Origin of the sequence: Streptomyces shaanxiensis (genome assembly GCF_039537145.1) — a bacterium.
Taxonomy (GTDB): Bacteria; Actinomycetota; Actinomycetes; order Streptomycetales; family Streptomycetaceae; genus Streptomyces; species Streptomyces shaanxiensis.
This window is the reverse complement of the sequence record NZ_BAAAZY010000019.1, coordinates 211,699-236,348: the sequence shown is the minus strand read 5'-3', so window position 1 is coordinate 236,348 and position 24,650 is coordinate 211,699. Positions and strand designations below refer to the sequence as shown.

The following is a 24,650-nucleotide window of genomic DNA, read 5'->3' as shown; positions in this document are numbered from 1 at the left end:
CGCCCCAGATGGCACAATCTGTGCATGGAACACGACGGCCAACTCGAGCTCTATGCGGCAGTCGCGGACCAACTCAAGGAAGCGCACGCAAGAGTGCGCGCACTGCAAGTCCCGGAGGGCGTACGGATGGCGCTGACCCGGAAGCTGCTGGTCATTACGGCCGCGGCCAAGCACGACGTAGCCGAAGCGACAAGGCGTCTGGAGCGGTTCATCGCGGACCTCGACGCGGGGCGATTCCCCGAAGAGGAACGCTGAACACCTTCGAGACCGTCGAGTCTGTTGCGGCACAAGGGTGATTAGCCCGTTTCGTGTTTGATTTGCGGTATATATCTGCCTAACGTGCGAAAAAGCTTGAACACTTTCGTTCTGGCGATGTCTCCGAAGGGGAAGACGTGAACAAGGCGCAGCTCGTAGAAGCGATTGCCGACAAGATGGGCGGCCGCCAGCAGGCCGCCGAGGCTGTCGACCACGTACTGGACGCGATCGTCCGCGCGGTCGTCGCTGGTGAGCGGGTCTCCGTCACCGGCTTCGGTTCGTTCGAGAAGGTCGACCGTCCGGCTCGTTACGCCCGTAACCCTCAGACCGGCGAGCGGGTTCGGGTCAAGAAGACCTCCGTTCCCCGCTTCCGCGCGGGTCAGGGCTTCAAGGACCTGGTGAGCGGCTCGAAGAAGCTCCCGCGGGGCGGCGAGGTCGCCGTCAAGAAGGCGCCCAAGGGCAGCCTGACCGGTGGTGCCGCGGCGACGGTCAAGAAGGCCGCCGCGAAGAAGACCACCAAGGCGGCCGCGGCGAAGAAGACCACGGCGAAGAAGACGACGGCGAAGAAGACCACGGCCGCCGCCAAGAAGACCACGGCGAAGAAGACGACGGCGAAGAAGACCACGGCCGCCGCCAAGAAGACCACCGCGGCGAAGAAGACCACCGCCAAGAAGGCGACGGCCAAGAAGGCCCCGGCGAAGAAGGCGACCGCCAAGAAGGCCCCGGCCAAGAAGTCGACGGCGCGCAAGTCCACTGCCAAGAGGACCACGCGCAGCAGGTAGGACCGCGAAGGGCACTCACGCGCCGGGCCGGACTCCGTGTGGAGTCCGGCCCGCGGCGTGTCCGGGGTTCTGCGACGGTCCAGAGGTCCAGAGGTCCAGGGGTTCAGAGCGTCTGCAAGGTCACCAACGTGATCCGCAGGGCGTCGCCCTGGCCTTCCGTCTCGATGCGCACCCGCTGACCGGGGCGCAACAGCCTCAGCCCGCCCGCGTCGAACGCCGGGGCGTCGAAGGGGACGGGGGTGCCGTCGTCCAGCAGCACGCTGCCGGAGCGGGTTTCGGCGTCGTAGGTGTATGCGGTGGCCTGCATGGCTGTCACCCTACGACGGGTTGTGGGGCGCGGGGGCGTGGCCGCTACGGTTCCTCGATCAACAGCCGTGCCGCTGCCGCCGCCGTGCGTGGGCCCACGCCCAGGGCCAGCGCGGCTCTCAGGTCGGCGCCGGTGTCCACGTCCTGGCGTACGGAGTCCACGTCGTCGAGGTCGAGTTCCCTCGCACCCGAGGTGCGGTGGCGGGACCGGGAATCCTCGCCGAATGCGGGCAGTAATTCATATCCCGGGGCCGCGGCCAGCAGAGTCGTGCCGATTGCCGCGGCGTCCGGGAGGAAAGCGCGCGGGAATTCCGCTGCACAGTCCAGGACCCGGGCCAATTCCAGCGGGCGCAGGGCGGGGAGATCGGCGTTCAGGGCCGCGACAGGGGTTTCGGGGCGGGACGAGCGTACGACCGCCGCCGCGTGCGCCAGCGCCGCGTTCAGGCCGCCGCCCGGCTCGTCGGGGACGATGTGGGCGCCAAGTGCGCCCAGCTCGCGGCCCGCCAGCACGTCGTCCGTGACGACTGCCACATCCTTCACCGCGGGGCAGGCCAGCGCCGCCGCCACGGTGTCCTGGGCGAAGGCGAGGGCCAGTCCGGGGCGCAGCCCGTCCGCCGCGGTGTCCGCGAGCCTGCTCTTCGCCCGCGCCAAGGGCTTCAGGGGTACGACCAAGGTCCACTGCACCAGCGTTCCGTCCCTCTCTAGTCGCGGCCATTGTCACTCAGCCGTCACCAAGGCCATCTGGCGGTGGTGACGCCGAGGCGTACGGTGTTCTCGACAGACCGGCGGCCTGGGGCGACACTTGTGCGGCCCCCCGGCCCGACGTCCTTGATCCCTAGAGGAAGGTGCACGCGTGCCCCGCCGCAGAATCGGCTTCTGGTACCGCTTCGCAGCGGTGATCGCCAAACCGCCGCTGGTGGTTCTGATCAAGCGGGACTGGCGTGGAATGGAGAACATTCCGGCCGACGGCGGATTTATCACCGCGGTGAACCACAATTCGCACATTGATCCCTTCGCGTACGCGCACTTTCAGTACAACACCGGGCGCCTTCCGCGATTCCTGGCGAAGAGCGCTCTTTTCAAGAAGGGATTCGTCGGCGCCTTCATGCGCGGCACCGGCCAGATCCCCGTCTACCGCGAGACCACCGACGCGCTGAGCGCCTTCCGGGCCGCGATCGACGCCGTGGAGCGTGGCGAGTGCGTCGCGTTCTATCCGGAGGGCACCATCACCCGGGACCCGGACCAGTGGCCCATGACCGGCAAGACCGGCGCCGCCCGTGTCGCCCTGCAGACCAAGTGCCCGGTGATCCCGGTCGCGCAGTGGGGCGCCAACGAACTGCTGCCGCCGTATTCCAAGAAGGCCAACGTCCTTCCGCGCAAGACCCACCGGGTGCTCGCGGGCCCGCCCGTGGACCTCGCGCCCTTCTACGACAAGGAGATGACCCCGGAGCTGCTGAAGGACGCCACCGAGGTCATCATGGCCGCCATCACCCGCCAGCTGGAGGAGATCCGCGGCGAGAAGGCGCCCGAGAGGCCGTACGACCCGCGCCAGGAGCGCATCGAGCAGCGGCGCAGGACGGCCGCGCAGACCCAGCGGACGCAAGCGCCGAAGGCCGGGCAGGAAGAGGGGCAGGGCACGTGAGCAAGCCCGTCAAGGCGGCGGTTCTGAGCGCCGGTTCGTGGGGCACCGCTTTCGGCATCGTCCTCGCCGACGCGGGGTGCGAGGTCACCCTGTGGGCCCGTCGCGGCGAGGTCGCCGACGCCATCAACTCCACCCGCACGAACCCCGACTACTTCCCCGGCGTCGAGCTCCCGGAAGGCATGCGGGCGACCACGGACCCGGCCGAGGCCATGGCCGGCGCCGACTTCACGGTGCTGTCCGTCCCCTCCCAGACCCTGCGCGCCAACCTCGCCGAGTGGACCCCGATGCTCGCGCCGGGCACGGTCCTGGTGTCCCTGATGAAGGGCGTCGAACTCGGCACCACCATGCGGATGAGCGAGGTCATCGAGGACGTCGCCAAGGTCGGCCACGATCGCATCGCCGTGGTCACCGGCCCCAACCTCGCCCGTGAGATCGCCGCGCGGATGCCCGCCGCCGCGGTCGTCGCCTGCACCGACGAGGCCGTGGCCCAGCGTCTGCAGGCCGCCTCACACACGCCGTACTTCCGGCCGTACACCAATACGGACGTGGTGGGTTGCGAACTGGGCGGAGCCGTGAAGAACGTCATCGGCCTCGCCGTCGGAATCGCGGACGGCATGGGCCTCGGCGACAATGCCAAGGGCTCGCTGATCACGCGCGGGCTCGCCGAGACGACCCGGCTCGGCGTGGCGCTCGGCGCCGACCCGCTGACGTTCTCCGGACTCGCGGGCCTCGGCGACCTGGTGGCGACCTGCTCCTCGCCGCTGTCCCGCAACCACACCTTCGGCACCAACCTCGGCAAGGGCATGACCCTCCAGGAGACCATCGCGGTCACCAAGCAGACCGCCGAGGGCGTCAAGTCCTGTGAGTCCGTGCTGGATCTGGCCCGCAGGCACGGCGTCGACATGCCGATCACCGAGACGGTCGTCGGCATCGTGCACGAGGGCAAGCCGCCGGTGGTGGCCCTGAAGGAGCTGATGTCGCGCAGCGCGAAGCCGGAACGACGCTGAGCGAACGCCACCCCTCTTTTTGGCTCGTTCGCCTCTGGGCGCCTTCAGCCGGTGTCGAGGGCGCGATCGTGCTCAGCCCTGCGGGCTTCCGCGCGTTCGCCCCCTCGACACCGGCGCGCCCTCCGGCTCACTCGCGGGCCGGACGCTGACTCGGCCCCTACGGGCGGGTACGCTCAACGCGATATGAGCACCGAGAACCTCCCCCAGAGCCCTGACCAGCCGCCCCGCAAGCCGCGCGTGGCCGTCGTGTTCGGCGGTCGCAGCTCCGAGCACGGGATCTCCATGGTCACCGCCGGCGCCGTACTGGGCGCTATCGACCGGACGAAGTACGACGTCCTGCCGATCGGCATCACACAGAGCGGCCGCTGGGTGCTCACCGCCGACGAACCGGAACGCATGGCGATCACCGAGCGCCGTACGCCCAACGTCGAGCAGCTGGCCGAGTCGAGCGAGGGCGGCGTGGTGCTCCCCGTCGACCCCGCGAGCCGCGAAGTCGTCTACACCGAGCCCGGATCGGTCCCCAAGGCGCTGGGCGAGATCGACGTGGTCTTCCCGGTGCTGCACGGCCCGTACGGCGAGGACGGCACCCTCCAGGGCCTGCTGGAGCTCTCCGGGGTGCCGTACGTGGGTTCGGGCGTGCTCGCCTCGGCCGTCGGCCAGGACAAGGAGTACATGAAGCGGGTGTTCACCTCGTTCGGGCTCAAGGTGGGCCCGTACGTGGTGATCCGGCCGCGTGAGTGGGAGCAGGACCGGTCCGCCGCCCGCAAGAAGATCATCGACCTCGCCGGCGACCACGGCTGGCCGCTCTTCGTGAAGCCCGCGCGCGCGGGCTCGTCGATCGGTATCACCAAGGTCGAGGACCTGTCCGGCCTGGACGAGGCGATCGCCGAGGCCCAGCGGCACGACCCGAAGATCCTCGTCGAGGCGGCGCTGCGCGGCCGGGAGATCGAGTGCGGGGTGCTGGAGTTCGAGGACGGCCCGCGCGCCTCCGTACCGGCCGAGATCCCGCCGCCGGACGCCCACGCGTACTACGACTTCGAGGCCAAGTACATCGACTCGACGCCCGGCATCGTGCCGGCGCCCCTGACGCCCGAGGAGACGGCCGAGGTGCAGCGCCTGGCCGTGGACGCCTTCGAGGCGGCCTCGTGCGAGGGCCTGGTCCGGGCGGACTTCTTCCTCACCGAGGACGGGGAGTTCGTGATCAACGAGATCAACACGATGCCCGGCTTCACGCCGATCTCGATGTACCCGCAGATGTGGCAGGCGAGCGGGATCAGCTACCCGGACCTGGTGGACCTGCTGGTCCAGGCGGCGTTGCGGCGGTCCACCGGGCTCCGCTGACGGCTCTGCCGGTCAGTTGCCCACGGTCAGGTCGGCGATCCCTTCGGGGATCGCCTTCTTGATGGCCGGGGCCAGGTCGATCAGGGCACCCGAACTGTCCAGGCCCTCCGGCACGGTGACCTCGACGTACGCGCGGCGGCGCGCGCTCGTGAATCGGTACGCCCCGTCGTCCTGCTTCTCCATCAGCCACTCGACGCCTTCGACGCCGCCGGCCACCGCGTCCTCGTCCCGCCCCTCGGCGACCTTGGGGTCGATCATCTTCGGCGGCCGTTCGACACCGCACCGCAGTATGATCGCCGGGTCCCCCCATCCCGCGGTCAGCGCGGACGCGGGCGAGGGGTCCTCACGGCTCTCACCGTCCACCTTGGCCGGCAGCTCCTTGTCGAGGTTCTGGCACAGCTGCGTCGCCTTCGCGCCGGGGCTGGGAACCGCCGCCGACCCGCTGTCGTCTGGTGATGAGCAGCCCGCGGCGGTGATCAGCAGGACGAGCGCGGGCAGCCCGAGGACAGAAATGCGCCGGTGACGGAAAGAGTTCACCGGCCAAGGTTAGACGGGGGCTACAGATGGACGACCGGGCAGGTCAGGGTGCGGGTGATGCCGTCCACTTGCTGGACTCTGGCGACCACCATGCGACCCAGGTCGTCGACTGTGTCAGCCTGTGCACGCACGATGACGTCATAGGGTCCCGTCACGTCCTCGGCCTGGAGGACTCCAGGGATCTTGCTGATCGTCTCGGCGACGGTCGACGCCTTGCCGACCTCCGTCTGGATCAGGATGTACGCCTGTACCACGGAACCTCCAGGGCGGCCACGAGGATCATGTGGGGAAAAGGAACGCCACGGTATCGCGTCGCCGCTCGCCGCGGGGAGACCTGCGGGAGCCGGGGCTTGCGCGCCGGGGTGCAGGCACGACAGTAGTTGACGTACACCTCGACCGTAGCGAGGACGGCAGTGACGCGCGACCGGGTACGGATAGGGACAGAAGGGGCGTAAGGGCAATGAAGGGCACTGTTGGTGAGCTCGGTGAGTTCGGGCTCATCAGGGAGCTCACCTCCCGTCTCACCACCACCCCGGCGGTCCGGGTCGGCCCCGGCGACGACGCCGCGGTGGTGGCCGCGCCCGACCGCAGGGTGGTGGCCAGCACCGACATCCTGCTGGAGGGACGGCACTTCCGCCGCGACTGGTCCACGGCCTACGACGTCGGCCGCAAGGCCGCCGCGCAGAACCTCGCGGACATCGCCGCCATGGGCGCCGTACCGACCGCGCTGCTGCTCGGCCTGGTCGTGCCGGCCGAACTCCCGGTGACCTGGCCGAGCGAGCTGATGGACGGACTGCGCGACGAGTGCCAGGTCGCGGGTGCCTCGGTGGTCGGCGGGGACGTCGTACGGGGCGACACGATCATGGTGTCGATCACCGCGCTCGGCGATCTGCGCAACCAGGAGCCCGTGACGCGGGCCGGCGCACAGCCCGGCGACCTCGTCGCGGTGACCGGCTGGCTGGGCTGGTCCGCCGCCGGATACGCCGTGCTCGCCCGGGGGTTCCGCTCACCGCGCGCCTTCGTGGAGGCGCACCGGCGTCCCGAACCGCCGTATCACGCGGGTCCGGCGGCCGCCGGGCTCGGCGCGACCGCGATGTGCGACGTGAGCGACGGGCTGATCGCCGACCTCGGGCACATCGCCGAGGCGAGCAAGGTCCGTATCGACATCCGCTCGGGCGCGATCGACATCCCGACCCAGATGAACGACATCGGGCAGGCCGTCGGCGTCGATCCCATGCAGTGGGTGCTGACCGGGGGAGAGGACCACGCGATCGTGGCGACCTTCCCGCCGGACGTGAAGCTGCCGGCCCGCTGGAAGGTCATCGGCGAGGTCCTCAACCCCTCGGCGCTGCCCCAGGTGACGGTGGACGGGGCGCCGTGGACCAAGAAGGGCGGCTGGGACCACTTCGGCGGGGACATCGAGTCGTGATTCCCAACGTCCTTACGGTGGCGGGCTCCGACTCCGGCGGCGGCGCGGGCATCCAGGCCGACCTGAAGACGATGCTCGCGCTCGGCGTGCACGGCATGAGCGTGATCACCGCGGTCACGGCCCAGAACTCGCTCGGCGTGCAGGGGGCTTGGGAGCTTCCGGTGGAGGCGGTGCGGGCGCAGTACCGCAGCGTCGTCGACGACATCGGCGTACAGGCGATCAAGACGGGCATGCTCGCGTCGGCCGAACTCGTCGAGACGGTGGCCGAGTTGATCGGCGGGACGGACGCGCCGGCCGTGGTGGACCCGGTGGGCGTCTCGAAGCACGGGGACTCGCTGCTGGCCGCCTCCGCGCTCGACTCGGTGCGTACGAAGCTGCTGCCGGTCGCGACCGTGGCGACGCCGAACCTCGACGAGGTGGCGCAGATCACGGGTGTGCACGTCGAGTCGGAGGAACAGCTGAGGGGGGCCGCGGCGGCTGTTCTGGCGTACGGGCCGCGGTGGGTGCTGATCAAGGGCGGTCATCTGCCCGGGGACGCCGTGGATCTGCTGACGGACGGGTCGGAGGAGCACTGGCTGCGGGCGCCTCGGTACGACAACCGGCACACGCACGGGACGGGGTGCACGCTCGCCTCCGCGATCGCCTCGGGGCTGGCGAAGGGGCTGTCCGTGCCGGAGGCCGTGGCGGCGGCCAAGGAGTACGTCACCGGGGCGATCGAGGCCGGGTTCGCGCTCGGCGAGGGGATCGGGCCGGTCGATCATGGGTGGCGGTTCCGCGGGGGTTCGTAGCCGCGCGAGGGCTCGTGGCCGGGGGCGTGCCCGCTGGGGTAGCCGCTCGGATACAGCAAAAAGCCGGTCCACCCGAGGTGGACCGGCTTTTTGCAGCGAACCGGCAGTGGCCGCGCGCTCAGCTGAGCGTCAGCGCGAGACCTTGCCGGCCTTGATGCAAGACGTGCAAGCGTTCACGCGCTTCGGCGTCCCGCCGACCACGGTACGGACGCGCTGGATGTTCGGGTTCCAGCGACGGGACGTACGGCGGTGCGAGTGCGAGATGTTGTTGCCGAAGCCCGGCCCCTTGCCGCAGACGTCGCAGTTGGCAGCCACGGGTCACTCCAAAGACTTCAGATGCACTTACGGATAATCCCGGCTTGCCGGGATCGAGATCTAGGATCAGAGATCTGAGTGGCGTTGCCAGGGGAACGGCCCGATCTGCATCGGGCAACCGGAGCAGCATACAACGACTGCGCCAGCAGTACGAAACTACCATGGCTGCTCAGGGGGCCGCTCCCGGCCCTCTTCCGGTGCACCCCGGCCCTGGGTCTACGCTGCGTGCCACGTCCAGCAGCTCAAGGAGGCGCAGGTGGCGCAGGTGCCGCAGACATTCTTCGATGCTCTCGCGGTGCGCACCTGGTGCGGCCTCGCGTTGGAGTCGCTCGGGCGCGCGCGTGAGGAGATCGACGCGATCAACGTCTATCCGGTGGCCGACGGGGACACCGGGACGAACCTGTACCTGACCGTGGAGTCGGCCGTGGGCGCGGTCGAGGCGGTGTTCGCCGGGTACGAGCTGGATGCCGCGCGCGCGGGCGCCCCCTCGCTGGCCGACGCCGTGCGCGCGATGGCCCACGGCGCACTGATAGGCGCCCGGGGGAACTCCGGGACGATCCTCGCGCAGCTGCTGCGCGGCATGGCGCAGGTGCTCGCCGCCGACGGTGCGTCCGCTCACACCGACGGATCGGGGCTGCGCCTGGCGCTGCGGCAGGCCGCCGACTCCGCCCGTCAGGCCGTGGCCCACCCCGTCGAGGGCACGGTCCTCACGGTCGCCGCCGCGGCGGCCGACGCGGCCACCGGGGCCGAGGGGGACTGCGGGACGGTCGCACGGGCCGCATACGAGGGGGCGCGGGCGGCGCTCGCCGCGACTCCGGGCCAGCTGGCCGTGCTGGAGCGGGCCGGGGTCGTCGACGCGGGCGGGCGGGGGCTGGTGGCCGTGCTGGCGGCGCTGGTGGAGACGTTCACGGGGGAGGCGCCTCGGGGGGTTGCCGCGGGGGCGGTGGTGGCGGGAAGCGTCGGCGCGGCCCATGTCCTCAGTGGGCCGCAGGCGCCCGGTGAGCCGGGTGACTGCGCCGACGGGGCCGTGAGCCATGGGCAGGGCGGCCATGAGCAGGACGGCCATGGGCAGGGCGGGCCCGCCTTCGAGGTGATCTACCTGCTGGAGGCCGACGACGCGGCCGTGGCGCGGCTGCGGGAGCGGCTGGACGCCCTCGGGGACTCGCTCGTCGTGGTCGGGGGCGACGGGCTGTGGAACGTCCATGTGCACGTCGACGACGCCGGGGCCGCCGTGGAGGCCGGCGTCGAGGCCGGGCGGCCGTACCGGATCCGGATCACCCACTTCGGGGCCGGTGACGTGCACACCACCGGGGGCGGGCGGCCGCCCCGGGAGCGGGCCCAGCGTGCCGTGGTCGCCGTCGTGCCCGGTGAGGGCCTGGACGGGCTGTACCGCGAAGCCGGAGCGACGACCGTCCTCGCGCGCCCCGGGGAGCCGCCCGCGAGCGGGGAGCTCGTGGAGGCCGTACGACGTGCCCACGCGCGCGAGGTCGTGCTGCTGCCCAATGACGCCGAGCTGCGCCACACCGCCGCGGCGGCGGCCGAGCAGGCCCGCGCGGAGGGCATCCGCGTCGCGTTGATCCCGACCCGCTCGGCGGTCCAGGGCATCGCGGCGCTGGCCGTGCACGAGGCGGAGCGCCGCTTCGACGAGGACGTCGTGTCGATGACCTCGGCGGCCGGCGCGACCCGCTACGCCGAGGTCGCCGTCGCCGAACGCCAGTCGTGGACCATGGCCGGCATCTGCCAGGCCGGTGACGTCCTCGGCCTCATCGACGGCGACGTGGCCGTGATCGGCTCGGACGTCACGGCCACCGCCGAGACCGTGCTCGACCGCATGCTCGCGGCCGGCGGCGAACTCGTCACGCTCGTCCTCGGCGACGAGGCGCCGGAGGCGATCGCCGATTACCTCGAGGCACGCGTGCGTGAGTCGTATCTCGCCGTCGACACGGTGGTGTACCGGGGCGGGCGGCAAGGGGCGTTGCTGCTCATCGGCGTGGAGTGAGCCGAGCCCCGGCCGCGCGTCACGCCTTGTCCTGCTCCGCGTCGGCCTGCTCCTGCACCACCTGGAGCATCTGCTGAGCCTCCGCCCTCCGCTCCCGTGCCGCCCCGTCCCCCTCGTCGGCACGGTCGTACGCCGCCAGCACCGCACGCGCGCGTGCCGCCGCCCGTTCCGGGCGGCTCAGGTCGGCCTCCAGCCAGCCCGCGGCGAGTTCGGCCCCCGTGCGGCTGTGCAGGGCGTCGTCGCCGAGGGAGGCGAAGACCGCGACCGCCCGTGTCATCCGGGACAGAGCCTCCTCCAGCGAGGCCTGGATCGACTCGTCCTCGGCGTCCTCCGCGGCGGACCGGGCGAGGAGGTCGCCGAACTGGCGGTGGGTGTGGCCGAGTTCGGCGGTGAGCCGCTGCCGCGCCTCCTCGTCGTCCACGGCGTCCAGCGCCGCCGCGCACTCCTCGACCGCGCTCGCCATCAAAGCGGCCGCCGCGTCGTTCCTGTCCTGCGCCTCCGCCTCCTCCACGCGCAACGCCAGCCACGCGCGTGCCCGCAGTGCGCGGACGAGACCGTGGACATTGCCGAGGGAGCGCCACAGCACGCCCGCGCGCGCGTAGGCCTGGTCCGCGTCGGCGAGCAGCCCCGCGTGGCCGAGCGATTCGGCGGCGAGGTGGGCGAGCGTGGCGTGGTCGTGCTGCTCGGGCCAGTGCCGGGCGATCTCGGCGGCCTGCAACCGGCGTTCGGCCGCGGCGTGGTGTTCGCCGAGCTCGCTCAGGCAGTCGCCGAGCCACCACTGCGTCTGGACGACCGCCCCGTCGCCGTGCGTCTCGGCGCTCAGGTCGGGCAGCGCGGACTCCAGCACCTCGGCGGCCTCGGCGAACCGACCCTGCCGCAGCAGGAACCCGCCGAGCTGCTGCCGTGCCCAGGCGCCCAGCGTGCGGCTCTCGCCCGCCTCGTCGGCCCAGTGCGCGGCCTCCAGGGCGTGCTCGGCGGCCTCCTCGGACAGTCCCCGGCCGCCGAGCACCTCGGCCAGCTGGAGGTGCAGCTGGGCCCGCCCCGGGGCCTCCAGATGCGGCCCGCCGTGCTCCAGGGCCGCCCGCAGCGCCCGCTCGGCCTCCGCCGTGTCGCCGAGGTGGTGCGCGAGCCCGGCCAGCCGCGCCTCGTACTCCACCGCGAACCACGGCAGCCCCGCCCCGACGAACGCCGCCGAGGCCCGCGCGAACAGCTCCGCGGCCCCCTCCACGTCCCCGGTGAGCGCCGCCAGCTCCGCGAGCATCGCCTGCGCCTCCGCGGCGCGCGAGGCGAGCCGTACGTCGTCCCCGGCCTGCCCGTCGACGAGCGCGAGCACCTCACGGGCGGCCGTCTCGGCGTCGGCCGCGAAGGCCTGCGGCACGGAGTCCTCCGGCACGGTGGCCGCCGCCTCGTGCACCCGCCGCATCAGAATCCGCGCCCGGCTCATCAGGACCGCCGCCGTCTGCCGTACGCCCGTGCCGTCCTCGGCGTACAGCGCGAGCACCTGGTCGTACAGGGCGGCGATCACCGTGCGGGCCTCCGCCACCTCGCCCGTGAGAGCGCGTACGTACGCTCCGCGCGCGCGTGCCGCCAGTGCCTCCCCGGGGTCGCCCGCCTCCGCGTACAGCTCGGCGGCCTCCTCGAAGAGGTCGATGCCCTCGGGGCCCAGGTCCATCGCCCGGTGGTCGGTGATCTCCGCGCGGTCGACGGCGGCGAGCTCTGCGTCCCCGGCGGCCCGGGAGACGGCCGCCCAGGCCTCGATGGCGTTCGGCTGGAGGGTGTCCGACAGCCGCCGCGCCTCGGCGATCAGCGCGGGGAGATCGGGCTCGGCGTCCTGCGGCACCTCGGCGACGGCCGTCGCGGGAGGGGGCACCGCCGTCGGCCGGGCCGCCGTACGCACCCCCAACGGCAGCCGCTCCACCAGCGGTCGCTGGTCCATACGCGCGCGTGCCCGCTCGCTGATGTGCGCCGTGCCGTTGCGCTCGTCGAAGCGGGCGGCCAGCCCGAGGGCCTCCTCGCGCGCGTGGGCGGCGAGTTCGCGGGCGGTCCAGGCACGGTCCGCCGGACCGGAGACCTGCCGGTCGCCCAGCCCGAGCTCGGTCAGGCGGTCCATGAGCAGGGCCACCACGGTCATGAACTCCAGCTTGCTGCGCGGATGCCCGTCGTCCGTGAAGTACGCCGGCCGCTGCGCGAGCAGCTCCAGGCCACGCGCCTCGTTGCCGGTCAGCGCACAGAACTCCACGTGGTCCGCGTACGCCCCGCGCATGCTCTCCATGGTCCGTACGAGCCGGAAACCCCGCAGATGGTTGGCGCGGGCCTCGTCCACGCGGCCCAGGCGCAGCAGCGGCGCCAGGGAGGACGCGAGGACGGTGTGCGGCTCGTGGGCGCAGGTGAACTCGCCCTCCAGGACCGGATCCCACAGCCGGAGCGCCTCGGCGTCCCGGCCCCGCTCCGCCTGCCACCACCCCTGCCCGTGCAGTTCGCACGCGTGGCAGTCGGCCATGCTGTCCCGGTCGGCGGCCAGCCAGGCGCCGTACGCACGCTCCGCGCGCGGGACGTCACCGACATGCGCGGCCACGCTGAACTCGGCGCTGCGCACGGCCCGTTCGGAGTGCCCGGCGAGCCGGTAGCGGTGCTCCATCTCGCCGAGCCACTTCTCGACGGAGGCGAGCGGGATGTGCGGCTGGTCGAGCATGCCGGACGACATCCACTTGAAGACCCAGTGCAGCGAGTGCGTCTCGTACACGTCGAAGTCCTCGGGCCGCTCGTCCCACATGCGCAGCAGACGCGCGAAGGGGACGAACATCTTGTCCTTCTCGGAGCTGTAGTTGTAGACCTTCAGCTGGTGTCCGAGCGCCTCGATCACGGCGAGCGGGATGTTCAGCTTCTCGGCCTCGGCGAGCAACTGCTCCGCGCGCGCGTTGCGGGCCGGCCCCTCCGGCTCCTCGGAGTTCTCCGCCATCGCCCGGCGCAGCGAGTCGAAGTCCGAGACCCCGTCCATTCCGCTCATGAGCGACCCTCCTCGCCGTTCGTGGCCCACTCCAGCAGACCGATGAAGGCCCGGTTCAGCAGCGCCGAGTCAGCGGGCCTGAGCGGGCGCTGTGCCATCAGGAGCGCCTGCCCGTAGAGGGACTCGGTCGCCGTGCCGATCAGCTCCGGATCGCCCAGTGAACTGATCCGCCGGATCAGCGGGTTGAGGTTGTTCAACACCAGACGCGCGCGTGGCGCGCTGCCGCGCAGCGAGCCCAGGATGCCCGCCCACAGGTCGTCGGCCTGCTCCTCCGCCTCCGCGCGTGCCTGCTCGTGCCGGGCCGCCCGGTCGTCGAGGTGCAGCGCGGGCACGGACAGGGGATGGAAGGCGCGCAGGACGACGTCACAGCCCAGGGGGTCGAGCTTGGCCCGCGCGGCCGCGAGGAAGCCCGACAGGGCCAGTTCCTCGGCCGGGTCGACCGCGTCCAGGTGGGCGGTCACGGTGTCCGCGTCCAGCTCGGCGACGACCGTCCCCGGCCGCACCGACGGCAGCGCCTCGACCAGCTCGCTGTCGTACGTGTAGCCGCCGTTGATCACCCCGACGCCCTGCGCGGACGCGATCGGCGCGACCTGGCGGTACTCCTCGACGGTCCGCGTGAAGTGCACCACCGGGTGGCGCTGGGCGAACTCCTCCAGGGACAGCCGCCCGTCGGTCGTCTCGAAGGGCAGCCACGGCAGCATCGTGCGCAGCATCTCCTTGTCGTGCCGCGCGAGCGACTTCACGCCCAGGTGGTGCACGGACAGGAAGGCCGCCAGCCGTTCCGGATCACCGGCCGCCAGCCCGGTCAGCCAGGACCGAATCCTTTCGCCCAGCGCCTCCCGTACGGCCGCCAGCGTCTCGTCCTCGTACAGCGCCTCCCGCGACGCCGTCGGCCGCAGGCTGTCCGTGTCGAGCACGCACCGCACGAAGAACGCCCAGTCCGGCAGCAGCTGTTCGGCCCGCTCGGTCAGCAGCATGCCCTTGAGGTGGACGCGGTGGCCGGCCCGCTGGGCGGGGCTGACCGCCGAGGGAAGGACGTACGCCACGCCCCGGATCCCCGCGAGCGGCACGTCCAGCGTGATGGAGTCCAGCGGGGTGAAGCCGAACAGGTCGTGACAGTGCCGGGCCAGGGCCACCCGGCGGTTGGCGGGGGAGGGGTACGGCCGGTCCCAGGGCGCCGGCAGGTCGGTGACCGCCTCGTCGCCGACCCGGACGTCGTACGGCAGCAGCGAGCCGAAGTCCCGCGCCAGCGCCAGGACGCGGCCCTCGGCCAGCCACTCGGCGGCACCGGCCCGCGCCACCAGGTGCACGGTGGTGCCCGGTTCGGTGCGGGCGTCGTCCGGCAGCGTCCGCACGGTGTACGAACCGTCGTCCGTGGCCGTCCACTCCACGGGGGGCGCGTCCGGCGTACGGGCGCTGCGGCTGACCACCCGGATCCGCTCGGCGACCACGAAACAGGCCAGCAGACCGATGCCGAACTGCCCCAGGAAGTCGGACCGGGCCTCCTGCAGCCCCTCGGCACGCTTGGAGCTGCGGCCGATCGTCGCGAGGAGGTTGTGCACGTCCGCCTCGGTCAGCCCGACCCCGGAGTCCTCGACCCGCAGGGCGCCCGCGTCGGCGTACAGCCGCACCTTGGCCGGCGCGCCCGGCTCCTCGGCGCGTCTGGCGGTGATGGCGTCGACCGCGTTCTGCAGCAGCTCGCGCAGGTAGACCTTCGGACTGGAGTAGAGGTGGTGGGAGAGCAGGTCCACCAGACCACGCAGGTCGACCTGGAACGTATGAGGTGGCTGGGACGGCTGAGGTGCCTGGGATGACTGTGAGGTCTGGGAGTCCATCGTCGCAGCGCCGGTGGGGGGATTTGGCGACGGCGCGGGGTCGGGCGGTCCCGGTGAGGCGGTGACCGCGAAAGGATGGCCGGAGCGCGCCATCCTAGGGCCGGAACGAACCGGCTGACCAGGGGTTTCCGGGACGTTTACCTGCACGGCCGACGCGACCTCTACGGCATTGTCAGTGGCGTGGTGTGGAATGGATCTCGTGCCCGCACTGGAAGAACCACTGAAGAAAGTGCTCGGCCCTCCCACCGCGAAGGTGATGGCCGAGCATCTCGGCCTGCACACCGTCGGTGACCTGCTGCACCACTACCCGCGCAGATACGAGGAGCGAGGCCAGCTCACCCACCTCGCCGACCTCCCCATGGACGAACACGTCACGGTGGTCGCCCAGGTCGCCGACGCCCGCCTGCACACGTTCGCCTCCACCAAGGCCCCGCGCGGCAAGGGCCAGCGCCTCGAAGTCACGATCACCGACGGCAGTGGCCGGCTCCAACTGGTCTTCTTCGGCAACGGCGTTCACAAGCCCCACAAGGAGCTCCTGCCGGGCACCCGCGCGATGTTCTCCGGCAAGGTCTCCGTCTTCAACCGCCGTCTGCAACTGGCCCATCCGGCATACGAGTTGCTGCGGGGTGCCGACGACCAGGCTGCGGAATCCGTGGAGACCTGGGCCGGCGCCCTGATCCCCATCTACCCCGCCACCGCCAAGCTGGAGTCCTGGAAGATCGGCAAGGCGATCCAGACGGTCCTGCCCAGCGCCCAGGAGACGATCGACCCCCTCCCGGACTCCCTGCGCGAGGGCCGTGGCCTGGTCCCCCTCCCCGAGGCCCTCCTCAAGATCCACCGCCCGCACACCAAGGCCGACATCGAGGACGCCCGCTCCCGCCTCAAGTGGGACGAGGCCTTCGTCCTCCAGGTGGCCCTGGCCCGTCGCCGCCACGCCGACGCCCAACTCCCGGCGGTCGCCCGCAAGCCAAGCCCCGACGGCCTCCTGAGCTCCTTCGACGACCGCCTCCCCTTCACCCTCACCGAGGGCCAGCAGAAGGTCTCCAAGGAGATCTTCGACGACCTGGCCACCGAGCATCCGATGCACCGGCTGCTGCAGGGGGAGGTCGGATCGGGCAAGGCCCAGCCGCTTGACTCGCTCGTGCTCACACCCGCCGGTTTCCGCCGTATGGGGGACTTGAAGGTGCGGGACGAAGTCGTCGTACCGGACGGCGAGATCGCCCTGGTCGACGGTGTCTTTCCGCAAGGAGAGCGTGATGTCTGGCGGCTGGTCCTGTCGGACGGCAGCTCGGTCGAGTGCGACGACGAGCATCTGTGGATCGTCGGCACGAGTCGCGGATGGCAGCGTGGACAGGCTCCCGAGGTCATGACCACTCGCGAGATCCGCCTGGACACGTTCCAGGCCGACGGGTCCTCGAAGTGGTACCTCCCGGCAGCCACGCCGGTCGATCTCGGCAGCGACTCGGGACTGCCTCTCGATCCGTATCTGTTCGGCCTGCTCCTCACAGACGGCTCAACCCGACACGACCTGCGTCCGTCCACCATCGACGACGACATCCGTGACGCTGTGGCGCCAACCGTGGCGTTCGTTCCCGACGAGTTCAAGAACACCTCGATCAAGAACCGTCATGCCCTGCTGCAGGGGCTTCTGGACACCGAGGGCACCATCGACGCGGACGGCTGGAGCATTTCGCTCCGCTCAGCCTCGCGCGGGCTCGCGGACGACGTCGCCTGGCTGGTGCGCTCGCTCGGCGGCCGGGCGCGTGTTCAGCCGAAGGAGGCCGCCTTCACCGTCTCGGTGGCGCTGCCTGACGAATACGCCCCCTTCAGGCTCAACCGAAAGGCAGAACGCGTACGCCCCCGCCCCGAGAACGACACCTTCCGGCGAGGAATCCGGGCGGTCGAGTACGTGGGGCGAAAGCCCGTCCAGTGCATCAGCGTCGCCCACCCGAGCCATGCCTACATCACCGACAACTTCACGGTCACCCACAACACGATGGTGGCGCTGCGCGCCATGCTCGCCGTCGTCGACGCCGGCGGCCAGGCCGCGATGCTCGCGCCCACCGAAGTGCTGGCCCAGCAGCACCACCGCTCCGTCGTCGAGATGATGGGCGAGCTGGCCGAGGGCGGGATGCTGGGCGGGGCCGAGCAGGCCACGAAGGTGGTGTTGCTGACCGGCTCCATGGGCGCGGCCGCCCGTCGCCAGGCCCTGCTCGACCTGGTCACGGGGGAGGCCGGGATCGTGATCGGCACGCACGCGTTGATCGAGGACAAGGTGCAGTTCCACGACCTCGGGCTGGTCGTGGTGGACGAGCAGCACCGGTTCGGCGTCGAACAGCGCGACGCCCTGCGCGGCAAGGGCAAGCAGCCGCCCCACCTGCTCGTCATGACGGCAACACCCATCCCGCGCACCGTCGCCATGACCGTCTTCGGCGATCTGGAGACCTCCGTCCTCGACCAATTGCCCGCCGGCCGCTCACCGATCGCCAGCCATGTCGTCCCGGCCGCCGACAAGCCCCACTTCCTGGCCCGCACCTGGGAGCGCGTGCGGGAGGAGGTCGGCAACGGCCATCAGGCGTACGTCGTCTGCCCCCGCATCGGCGACGAGGAGGACGACCCGAAGAAGGCGAAGAAGTCCCCCGAGGACGAGGCCGAGAAGCGCCCGCCGCTAGCCGTCCTCGACGTGGCCGACCAGCTCTCCAAAGGGCCCCTGAGCGGCCTCAGGGTCGAGGTCCTGCACGGCCGTATGCACCCCGACGACAAGGACGCCGTCATGCGACGCTTCGCCGCCGGCGAGACCGACGTCCTGGTCGCCACGACGGTCATCGAGGTCGGCGTGAACGTCCCGAACGCCACCGCGATGGTGATCATGGACGCCGACCGCTTCGGCGTCTCCCAGCTCCACCAGCTGCGCGGCCGCGTCGGCCGTGGCTCGGCGGCGGGCCTCTGCCTCCTCGTCACCGAGATGCCGGAGGCCAGCGCGGCCCGCCAGCGCCTCAACGCGGTCGCCTCCACCCTCGACGGCTTCGAGCTCTCCCGCATCGACCTGGAACAGCGCCGTGAGGGCGACGTCCTGGGCCAGGCCCAGTCGGGCGCCCGCACCAGCCTGCGGATGCTGGCGGTCATCGAGGACGAGGAGATCATCGCGGAGGCGAGGGAGGAGGCGGCGAGCGTGGTGGCGGCAGACCCGGAGCTGACGGCTCTTCCCGGCTTGCGCACGGCCCTGGACGCACTCTTGGACGAGGAGAGGGAGCAATACCTGGAAAAGGGGTGAGGGATGCCAACCCAGGGGCGCGGGGCTGTAATCCATATGCGGCTACCGCCACGCGGGCGCGACCAGCCACACTGATACTCAAAGCCGCCCACGACCAAGGACCACAGATGACCCGCGTGATCGCCGGAGCAGCCGGCGGACGTCGCCTCGCCGTCCCGCCAGGCACCGGCACCCGGCCCACCTCCGACCGCGCACGCGAAGGTCTCTTCTCCACCTGGCAGTCCCTCCTCGGCGGCCCCCTGGAAGGCGAACGCGTCCTCGACCTGTACGCAGGCTCAGGCGCAGTAGGCCTGGAGGCACTCTCCCGCGGCGCGAGCCACACCCTCCTCGTCGAGGCCGACGCAAGGGCCGCCCGCGTCGTCCGCGAGAACGTGAAGAATCTCGGCCTCCCCGGCGCCGAGGTGAGGTCGGGCAAAGCCGAACAGATCATCCAGACACCGGCGCCGACAGACCCGTACGACATCGTCTTCCTCGACCCCCCGTACGCCGTCACGGACGACGATCTTCGCGAGATTCTCCTCACACTCCGCTCAGGGGGCTGGCTCGCGCCGGACGCGCTCGTCACCGTGGAGCGCAGCACCAGAGGCGGTGAATTCGGGTGGCCGGACGGCTTCGAAGCGCTCCGGGCCCGTCGTTACGGCGAGGGAACGTTTTGGTACGGTCGCGCCGCCTCTACGTGCGAAGACGCACGATGACCGGACCGGAGAGCGAGGGATCACAAGTGCGCCGCGCCGTCTGTCCCGGGTCGTTCGACCCGATCACCAACGGACATCTCGACATCATTTCCCGCGCCTCCAGGCTGTACGACGAGGTCTATGTCGCCGTCATGATCAACAAGGCCAAGAAGGGCCTGTTCGAGGTGGACGAGCGGCTCGACCTGATCCGCGAGGTCACCGCCGAGTACGGGAACGTCCGGGTCGAGGCCTTCCACGGCCTCCTCGTGGACTTCTGCAAGCAGCGCGACATCCCGGCCATCGTCAAGGGCCTGCGCGCGGTCAGCGACTTCGACTACGAGCTGCAGATGGCCCAGATGAACAACGGTCTGTCGGGCGTGGAGACGCTCTTCGTGCCGACCAACCCCACCTACAGCTTCCTGTCCTCGTCCTTGGTCAAGGAAGTGGCGACCTGGGGCGGCGACGTCTCCCACCTCGTGCCGCCGGTCGTCCTCGAGGCCCTGAACAAGCGCCTGCGCAAGGACTGATGGGACTACAGTCGTCCCGTCCGTCTCCAACACAGCTGTAGAGAGTGGCGAGCACAGGTGGACGTGCAGAAGAAGCTCGACGAGATCGTCGCCTCGGTCTCCGGCGCCCGGTCGATGCCCATGTCGGCCTCGTGCGTGGTCAACCGCGCCGAACTGCTCGCGATGCTCGAACAGGTCCGTGAGGCCCTGCCCGGCTCCCTCGCCCAGGCCCAGGAGCTGATCGGCGGCCGTGAGCAGATGGTCGAGCAGGCCCGCCAGGAGGCCGAGCGGATCATCCAGGGCGCACACGCCGAGCGCGGCTCCCTGATCTCCGACACCGAGGTCGCCCGCCGCTCCCAGGCCGAGGCCGAACGCATCCTCACCGAGGCCCGCCAGGAGGCCGAGGAGATCCGCGCCGAGGCCGACGACTACGTCGACTCCAAGCTCGCCAACTTCGAGGTCGTCCTCACCAAGACCATCGGCTCGGTCGGCCGGGGCCGCGAGAAGCTCCTCGGTACGGGTCCCGGCCTGGACGAGCAGGGCTACGCGGACGAGGACGCCCCCGAGCGCAGCCACGACCCCGAGACGCTGCGCCGCGACGCGGACGCCTACGTCGACACCAAGCTGGGTGCCTTCGAGGCGGTCCTCACCAAGACCCTGGAGGCCGTCGGCAAGGGCCGCCAGAAGTTGCACGGCCGTATCGCCACCGACGACCTCGGCTCCCTCGCCGACGACGCCACCACCGTCCAGCACTCCAGCGACGCCGACTACCTGGCCGACCTCGCCGCCCTCGCGGAGCGGGACACCCCGGCAGCCCCGGCCGAGCAGCCGGCCGTACCGCCACAGCCGCAGTACGACCCGCAGACCGCGCAGCCGGCGTACGGCTACCAGCAGCAGGGCGCGGATCCGTACGGCGGCTACCAGCAGGGTTACGGCGGCCAGCAGGCCCCGTACGGCTACCAGCAGGCCGACCCCTACGCCTACCAGGGCTACGCCCCCCAGCAGGCCGCCTACGACCCGAACCAGGCCCCGCAGCAGACCGCGCAGGGCAACCAGGGCTACGCCCTCGACGAGACCAGCCTCTTCGACACCAGCATGATCAGCGCGGAGCAGTTGCGGGCCTACGAGCAGGGGCGCGGTCAGTAGGCCACCACCGGATTGGGCCGGGAGCGAAAGGTCCAGTATCCTGGCTCTTCGGTCGCGCGTACGTCCGCGATCAACGCTGCCCGGGAGCACCGAAGGGCAGTGACCCTCTGAGCTCAGCAGATCGAAAGCAGGAATGGCGTGACAGCCCGCCTCGACCACCGCAACCCTCTCGTGTTCGACACACACGAGCTGGGACGGCGTCCTGGTGCGCTGCAGCGCCTGACCCGCGCGATCGACGCTCCCAAGGACTTCGGTATCCAGGGAGTCGTCGGAGTGCCGGAAGGCGCTCCGGTGGAGCTCGAACTCCGGCTCGAGTCGGTCATGGAAGGGGTGCTTGTCACAGGCACCGCCCGTGCACAGGCCGAGGGGGAGTGCGTAAGGTGTCTGGAGCCGCTTCAGCTCGACGTGGAAGCGGACTTCCAGGAGATGTTCTCGTACCCTGACGCCGACGACCGGGGCCGTGTGCACCACGCGGAACCCGGCGACGACGCCGAGGACGACGAGGACAGGCTCTTTCTCGAGGACGGCCTGTTCGACCTCGAACCCGTGCTGCGCGATGCGGTGGTGCTCGCACTGCCGATGCAGCCGGTGTGCCAGGAAGACTGCCCGGGACTGTGCGCCGAGTGCGGCGCGCGCCTCGCGGACGACCCGGACCACCACCATGACGCCGTCGACATCCGTTGGGCGGCACTGCAGGGACTCGCCGGTTCACTCGAAGACGGCGAGAAGGACGAGATGAGCGGCGCCGAACCGGGCGTCGACGAGAAGCAGGAGAAGTAGCCGTGGCTGTTCCGAAGCGGAAGATGTCGCGCAGCAACACGCGCCACCGCCGGTCGCAGTGGAAGGCTGCGGTCCCCACCCTGGTTGCGTGCGAGCGCTGCCACGAGCCCAAGCAGCAGCACATCGCGTGCCCGTCTTGCGGCACCTACAACAAGCGCCAGGTCCTCGAGGTCTGAGCGGCTGGTGAGAGGCACTGTGTCCACGCCTAAGAAGAACGCAGCGGACAACCAGGCCTCGTCCCACACGCTGTTGGAAGGGCGGCTCGGGTACAAGCTCGAGTCCGCCCTTCTGGTGCGTGCGCTGACCCACCGTTCCTACGCGTACGAGAACGGCGGTCTGCCGACCAACGAGCGCCTGGAGTTCCTCGGGGACTCCGTCCTCGGCCTCGTGGTCACGGACACGCTGTACCGCACCCACCCCGACCTGCCCGAAGGCCAGCTGGCCAAGCTGCGGGCCGCGGTGGTCAACTCGCGTGCGCTGGCGGAGGTCGGTCGTGGCCTCGAACTCGGCTCCTTCATCCGGCTCGGCCGTGGTGAAGAGGGCACGGGCGGCCGGGACAAGGCGTCCATCCTCGCCGACACCCTGGAAGCGGTGATCGGCGCGGTCTATCTCGACCAGGGACTGGACTCGGCGGCGGAGCTGGTGCACCGCCTGTTCGACCCCTTGATCGAGAAGTCCTCGAACCTCGGAGCCGGCCTGGACTGGAAGACCAGTCTCCAGGAGCTCACCGCGACCGAGGGGCTCGGTGTGCCCGAGTACCTGGTCACGGAGACCGGCCCCGACCACGAGAAGACCTTCACTGCTGCCGCCCGCGTCGGAGGCGTCTCGTACGGCACCGGCACCGGCCGCAGCAAGAAGGAGGCGGAGCAGCAGGCCGCGGAATCCGCGTGGCGGTCCATCCGGGCCGCGGCGGACGAGCGCGCCAAGAAGGCGAAGGCGGCAGTGGATGCCGCCGAGCCCGACGCCGACGCCGACGCGTCGTCGGCCTCCGCCTGACCGAACAGCGCGATCCGAGCGCCCGTCCCGGCCATGGGGCGGGCGCTCGGCCCATACCCGCAAGGTGTGTACGGGGGATCCCATGCCCGAGTTGCCCGAGGTCGAGGTGGTCCGGCGCGGCCTGGAGCGGTGGGTCGCCCACCGCACGGTCGCCGACGCCGAGGTGCTGCACCCGCGTGCCGTACGTCGGCACCTCGCGGGTCCGGACGACTTCGCGCACCGCCTCAAGGGCCTGCGCATCGGCACGCCGAGCCGCCGCGGCAAGTACCTGTGGCTGCCCCTGGAGGACACCGACCAGTCGATCCTGGCCCACCTCGGCATGAGCGGCCAGCTGCTGGTCCAGCCGCACACCGCGCCCGACGAGAAGCACCTCAGGATCCGCGTGCGCTTCGCGGACGCCCTCGGCACCGAGCTGCGCTTCGTCGACCAACGCACCTTCGGCGGCCTGTCGTTGCACGACAACACCCCCGACGGCCTGCCCGACGTCATCGCGCACATCGCCCGCGACCCGCTCGACCCGCTCTTCGACGACGAGGCCTTCCACCAAGCCCTGCGCCGCAAGCGCACGACCATCAAACGGGCCCTGCTCGACCAGTCGTTGATCAGCGGCGTCGGCAACATCTACGCGGACGAGGCCCTTTGGCGCACCCGCCTCCACTACGACCGACCGACCGGCACCTTCACCCGCCCGCGCAGCCTCGAACTCCTGGGCCACGTAAGGGACGTGATGAACGCCGCCCTCGCCGTGGGCGGCACCAGCTTCGACAGCCTGTACGTCAACGTCAACGGCGAGTCGGGCTACTTCGACCGGTCGCTGGACGCGTACGGCCGTGAGGGACTGCCGTGCAAGCGGTGCGGTACGCCGATGCGCCGACGGGCCTGGATGAACCGGTCCAGCTACTTCTGTCCGAAGTGTCAGCGGGCGCCGCGCGTCTCGTCGTAATGCCGGCGTGCTTCGAGCACGTCGTCCATCTGGCCTTCCACGAAGTGGATGAGGCCCAGCAGCCGCTCGGCGATCCCGCGCCCCAGTGCCGTCAGCTCGTAGTCGACCCGCGGCGGATTGGTCGGCTGGGCCTCGCGGTGCACCAGGCCGTCGCGCTCCAGGGCGTGCAGCGTCTGGGACAGCATCTTCTCGCTGACGCCGTCGACGCGACGGCGCAGCTCGTTGAAGCGCAGCGAGCCCTCGTACAGGGCGCCGAGCGTGAGCCCGCCCCAGCGGCCCGTGACGTGCTCCAGCGTGCCGCGCGAGGGACAGGCCTTGGCGAACACGTCGTACGGGAGGTCCTGCGCCTCCGTGCGCTCCTGCGTGGTGTCCATATCTGAAGCGTACTCGAACGCAGCGCTAACCCGCAGGTTGCACTAACTAGAAGTTAGTGCTTTCCTTCGGTCATCGCCAGTGAGCTGCCTATTTCAGGAGTACGTACGTGACCACCCCTGTTGTCTCCATCGCCTACCACTCCGGTTACGGCCACACCGCCGTCATCGCCGAGGCCGTCCGTACCGGTGCCGTCGAGGCCGGTGCCGAGGTGCATCTGATCAAGGTGGACGAGATCACCGAGGAGCAGTGGGCGATCCTCGACGGCTCGGACGCCATCGTGTTCGGTTCGCCCACCTACATGGGCACCGCGTCCGGCGCCTTCCACGTCTTCGCGGAGGCCACCTCGAAGCGCTGGGCCGAGCGGGCCTGGACGGACAAGCTGGCCGCCGGCTTCACCAACTCCGCCTCCAAGAGCGGCGACAAGCTGCACACCCTGCAGTTCTTCCAGATCCTGGCGGCCCAGCTCGGCATGCACTGGATCAACCTCGGTCTGCTCCCCGGCTGGAACAGCAGCGCCGGCTCCGAGAACGACCTCAACCGCCTGGGCGTCTTCGCCGGCGCCGCCGCCCAGACCAACGCCGACCAGGGCCCGGAGGCCGTCCACAAGGCCGACGTCGCCACGGCCGAGCACCTCGGGCGCCGGGTGGCCGAGACGGCGAAGGTGTTCGCGCACGGGCGCGCCGCGGTCGCCGCGTAGGTCCACTGAACGCGCG

General features: G+C 70.9%; 25 protein-coding genes. 17 read left to right on the top strand and 8 right to left on the bottom strand.

Annotated elements, in window-relative coordinates; translation table 11 throughout:
* The first annotated feature begins 24 nt into the window (after nt 1-24).
* Both ABD932_RS31590 and ABD932_RS31585 read left to right on the top strand, forming a co-directional pair.
* Nucleotides 25-255 (top strand): SCO5555 family protein, encoded by a 231-nt coding sequence (locus tag ABD932_RS31590; protein WP_003997611.1) that lies wholly within the window; start codon nt 25-27, stop codon nt 253-255.
* Between the two features lie 137 nt (nt 256-392).
* On the top strand, nt 393-1,037 hold the full coding sequence (locus ABD932_RS31585; RefSeq protein WP_345017900.1) for an HU family DNA-binding protein: 645 nt from the start codon (nt 393-395) through the stop codon (nt 1,035-1,037).
* Nucleotides 1,038-1,140: 103 nt separating this feature from the next.
* Here ABD932_RS31585 and ABD932_RS31580 read toward each other — a convergent pair whose 3' ends face one another.
* Both ABD932_RS31580 and cofC read right to left on the bottom strand, forming a co-directional pair.
* Entirely contained in the window at nt 1,141-1,344 is a 204-nt protein-coding gene (locus tag ABD932_RS31580) for a hypothetical protein (protein WP_126395329.1), read from the bottom strand.
* A gap of 44 nt (nt 1,345-1,388) precedes the next feature.
* On the bottom strand, nt 1,389-2,027 hold the full coding sequence (gene cofC, locus ABD932_RS31575; RefSeq protein ID WP_345017897.1) for a 2-phospho-L-lactate guanylyltransferase: 639 nt from the start codon (nt 2,025-2,027) through the stop codon (nt 1,389-1,391).
* Between the two features lie 169 nt (nt 2,028-2,196).
* Between cofC and ABD932_RS31570 the strand changes: the two genes are divergently transcribed.
* The 3 genes from ABD932_RS31570 (at nt 2,197) to ABD932_RS31560 (ending at nt 5,333) form a co-directional block, all read left to right on the top strand.
* Complete coding sequence (locus ABD932_RS31570; RefSeq protein WP_345017895.1) at nt 2,197-2,985, top strand: lysophospholipid acyltransferase family protein; 789 nt, start codon at nt 2,197-2,199, stop codon at nt 2,983-2,985.
* Nucleotides 2,982-3,992 (top strand): NAD(P)H-dependent glycerol-3-phosphate dehydrogenase, encoded by a 1,011-nt coding sequence (locus tag ABD932_RS31565; protein WP_345017893.1) that lies wholly within the window; start codon nt 2,982-2,984, stop codon nt 3,990-3,992. Before ABD932_RS31570 ends, ABD932_RS31565 begins: the two co-directional genes overlap by 4 nt.
* A gap of 183 nt (nt 3,993-4,175) precedes the next feature.
* The gene (locus ABD932_RS31560) at nt 4,176-5,333 is read left to right on the top strand and encodes a D-alanine--D-alanine ligase family protein (RefSeq protein WP_345017891.1); all 1,158 of its coding nucleotides are present in this window, start codon (nt 4,176-4,178) and stop codon (nt 5,331-5,333) included.
* 12 nt (nt 5,334-5,345) lie between these two features.
* Here the strand turns inward: ABD932_RS31560 and ABD932_RS31555 are convergent, their stop codons facing one another.
* On the bottom strand, nt 5,346-5,870 hold the full coding sequence (locus ABD932_RS31555) for a DUF3515 domain-containing protein (RefSeq protein WP_345017889.1): 525 nt from the start codon (nt 5,868-5,870) through the stop codon (nt 5,346-5,348).
* A 20-nt stretch (nt 5,871-5,890) separates the two neighbouring features.
* Nucleotides 5,891-6,124: an Lrp/AsnC family transcriptional regulator gene (locus ABD932_RS31550; RefSeq protein ID WP_345017887.1), complete on the bottom strand. Its 234-nt coding sequence runs from the start codon at nt 6,122-6,124 to the stop codon at nt 5,891-5,893.
* A 206-nt stretch (nt 6,125-6,330) separates the two neighbouring features.
* Between ABD932_RS31550 and ABD932_RS31545 the strand changes: the two genes are divergently transcribed.
* Both ABD932_RS31545 and thiD read left to right on the top strand, forming a co-directional pair.
* On the top strand, nt 6,331-7,299 hold the full coding sequence (locus ABD932_RS31545) for a thiamine-phosphate kinase (protein ID WP_093910064.1): 969 nt from the start codon (nt 6,331-6,333) through the stop codon (nt 7,297-7,299).
* On the top strand, nt 7,296-8,087 hold the full coding sequence (thiD, locus tag ABD932_RS31540; protein WP_345017883.1) for a bifunctional hydroxymethylpyrimidine kinase/phosphomethylpyrimidine kinase: 792 nt from the start codon (nt 7,296-7,298) through the stop codon (nt 8,085-8,087). The genes ABD932_RS31545 and thiD overlap by 4 nt, the downstream gene beginning before the upstream one ends.
* A gap of 129 nt (nt 8,088-8,216) precedes the next feature.
* Here the strand turns inward: thiD and rpmB are convergent, their stop codons facing one another.
* Complete coding sequence (gene rpmB, locus ABD932_RS31535; protein WP_003993230.1) at nt 8,217-8,402, bottom strand: 50S ribosomal protein L28; 186 nt, start codon at nt 8,400-8,402, stop codon at nt 8,217-8,219.
* A 256-nt stretch (nt 8,403-8,658) separates the two neighbouring features.
* On the opposite strand from rpmB, the gene ABD932_RS31530 reads away from it, so the two are divergent.
* Entirely contained in the window at nt 8,659-10,401 is a 1,743-nt protein-coding gene (locus tag ABD932_RS31530) for a DAK2 domain-containing protein (protein ID WP_345017880.1), read from the top strand.
* A gap of 19 nt (nt 10,402-10,420) precedes the next feature.
* On the opposite strand, the gene ABD932_RS31525 is transcribed toward ABD932_RS31530, so the two are convergent.
* On the bottom strand, nt 10,421-13,399 hold the full coding sequence (locus ABD932_RS31525; RefSeq protein ID WP_345018091.1) for a tetratricopeptide repeat protein: 2,979 nt from the start codon (nt 13,397-13,399) through the stop codon (nt 10,421-10,423).
* A 5-nt stretch (nt 13,400-13,404) separates the two neighbouring features.
* Complete coding sequence (locus ABD932_RS31520) at nt 13,405-15,243, bottom strand: HSP90 family protein (protein ID WP_345017878.1); 1,839 nt, start codon at nt 15,241-15,243, stop codon at nt 13,405-13,407.
* Between the two features lie 190 nt (nt 15,244-15,433).
* On the opposite strand from ABD932_RS31520, the gene ABD932_RS31515 reads away from it, so the two are divergent.
* The 8 genes from ABD932_RS31515 to mutM all read left to right on the top strand — a co-directional run bounded on the left by ABD932_RS31515 (nt 15,434) and on the right by mutM (nt 23,562).
* Nucleotides 15,434-18,517, top strand: a complete 3,084-nt coding sequence (locus ABD932_RS31515; protein WP_345017876.1) for a helicase-related protein — start codon at nt 15,434-15,436, stop codon at nt 18,515-18,517.
* Between the two features lie 107 nt (nt 18,518-18,624).
* On the top strand, nt 18,625-19,212 hold the full coding sequence (rsmD, locus tag ABD932_RS31510; protein WP_345017874.1) for a 16S rRNA (guanine(966)-N(2))-methyltransferase RsmD: 588 nt from the start codon (nt 18,625-18,627) through the stop codon (nt 19,210-19,212).
* A 26-nt stretch (nt 19,213-19,238) separates the two neighbouring features.
* Nucleotides 19,239-19,718, top strand: a complete 480-nt coding sequence (gene coaD, locus ABD932_RS31505) for a pantetheine-phosphate adenylyltransferase (RefSeq protein WP_228472682.1) — start codon at nt 19,239-19,241, stop codon at nt 19,716-19,718.
* 57 nt (nt 19,719-19,775) lie between these two features.
* Nucleotides 19,776-20,843, top strand: a complete 1,068-nt coding sequence (locus ABD932_RS31500) for a F0F1 ATP synthase subunit B (protein WP_345017870.1) — start codon at nt 19,776-19,778, stop codon at nt 20,841-20,843.
* A gap of 138 nt (nt 20,844-20,981) precedes the next feature.
* The gene (locus ABD932_RS31495) at nt 20,982-21,623 is read left to right on the top strand and encodes a YceD family protein (RefSeq protein ID WP_345017868.1); all 642 of its coding nucleotides are present in this window, start codon (nt 20,982-20,984) and stop codon (nt 21,621-21,623) included.
* A gap of 2 nt (nt 21,624-21,625) precedes the next feature.
* The gene (gene rpmF / locus ABD932_RS31490; protein WP_003951102.1) at nt 21,626-21,799 is read left to right on the top strand and encodes a 50S ribosomal protein L32; all 174 of its coding nucleotides are present in this window, start codon (nt 21,626-21,628) and stop codon (nt 21,797-21,799) included.
* Nucleotides 21,800-21,818: 19 nt separating this feature from the next.
* Nucleotides 21,819-22,619, top strand: coding sequence for a ribonuclease III (gene rnc / locus ABD932_RS31485; protein WP_345017866.1), 801 nt, complete (start codon nt 21,819-21,821; stop codon nt 22,617-22,619).
* Between the two features lie 82 nt (nt 22,620-22,701).
* Complete coding sequence (gene mutM, locus ABD932_RS31480) at nt 22,702-23,562, top strand: bifunctional DNA-formamidopyrimidine glycosylase/DNA-(apurinic or apyrimidinic site) lyase (protein WP_345017864.1); 861 nt, start codon at nt 22,702-22,704, stop codon at nt 23,560-23,562.
* On the opposite strand, the gene ABD932_RS31475 is transcribed toward mutM, so the two are convergent.
* The gene (locus ABD932_RS31475; protein ID WP_345017862.1) at nt 23,535-23,936 is read right to left on the bottom strand and encodes a winged helix-turn-helix transcriptional regulator; all 402 of its coding nucleotides are present in this window, start codon (nt 23,934-23,936) and stop codon (nt 23,535-23,537) included. The genes mutM and ABD932_RS31475 overlap by 28 nt on opposite strands.
* A 107-nt stretch (nt 23,937-24,043) precedes the next feature.
* Between ABD932_RS31475 and ABD932_RS31470 the strand changes: the two genes are divergently transcribed.
* On the top strand, nt 24,044-24,634 hold the full coding sequence (locus ABD932_RS31470; RefSeq protein WP_345017860.1) for a flavodoxin family protein: 591 nt from the start codon (nt 24,044-24,046) through the stop codon (nt 24,632-24,634).
* Nucleotides 24,635-24,650 lie beyond the last annotated feature (16 nt).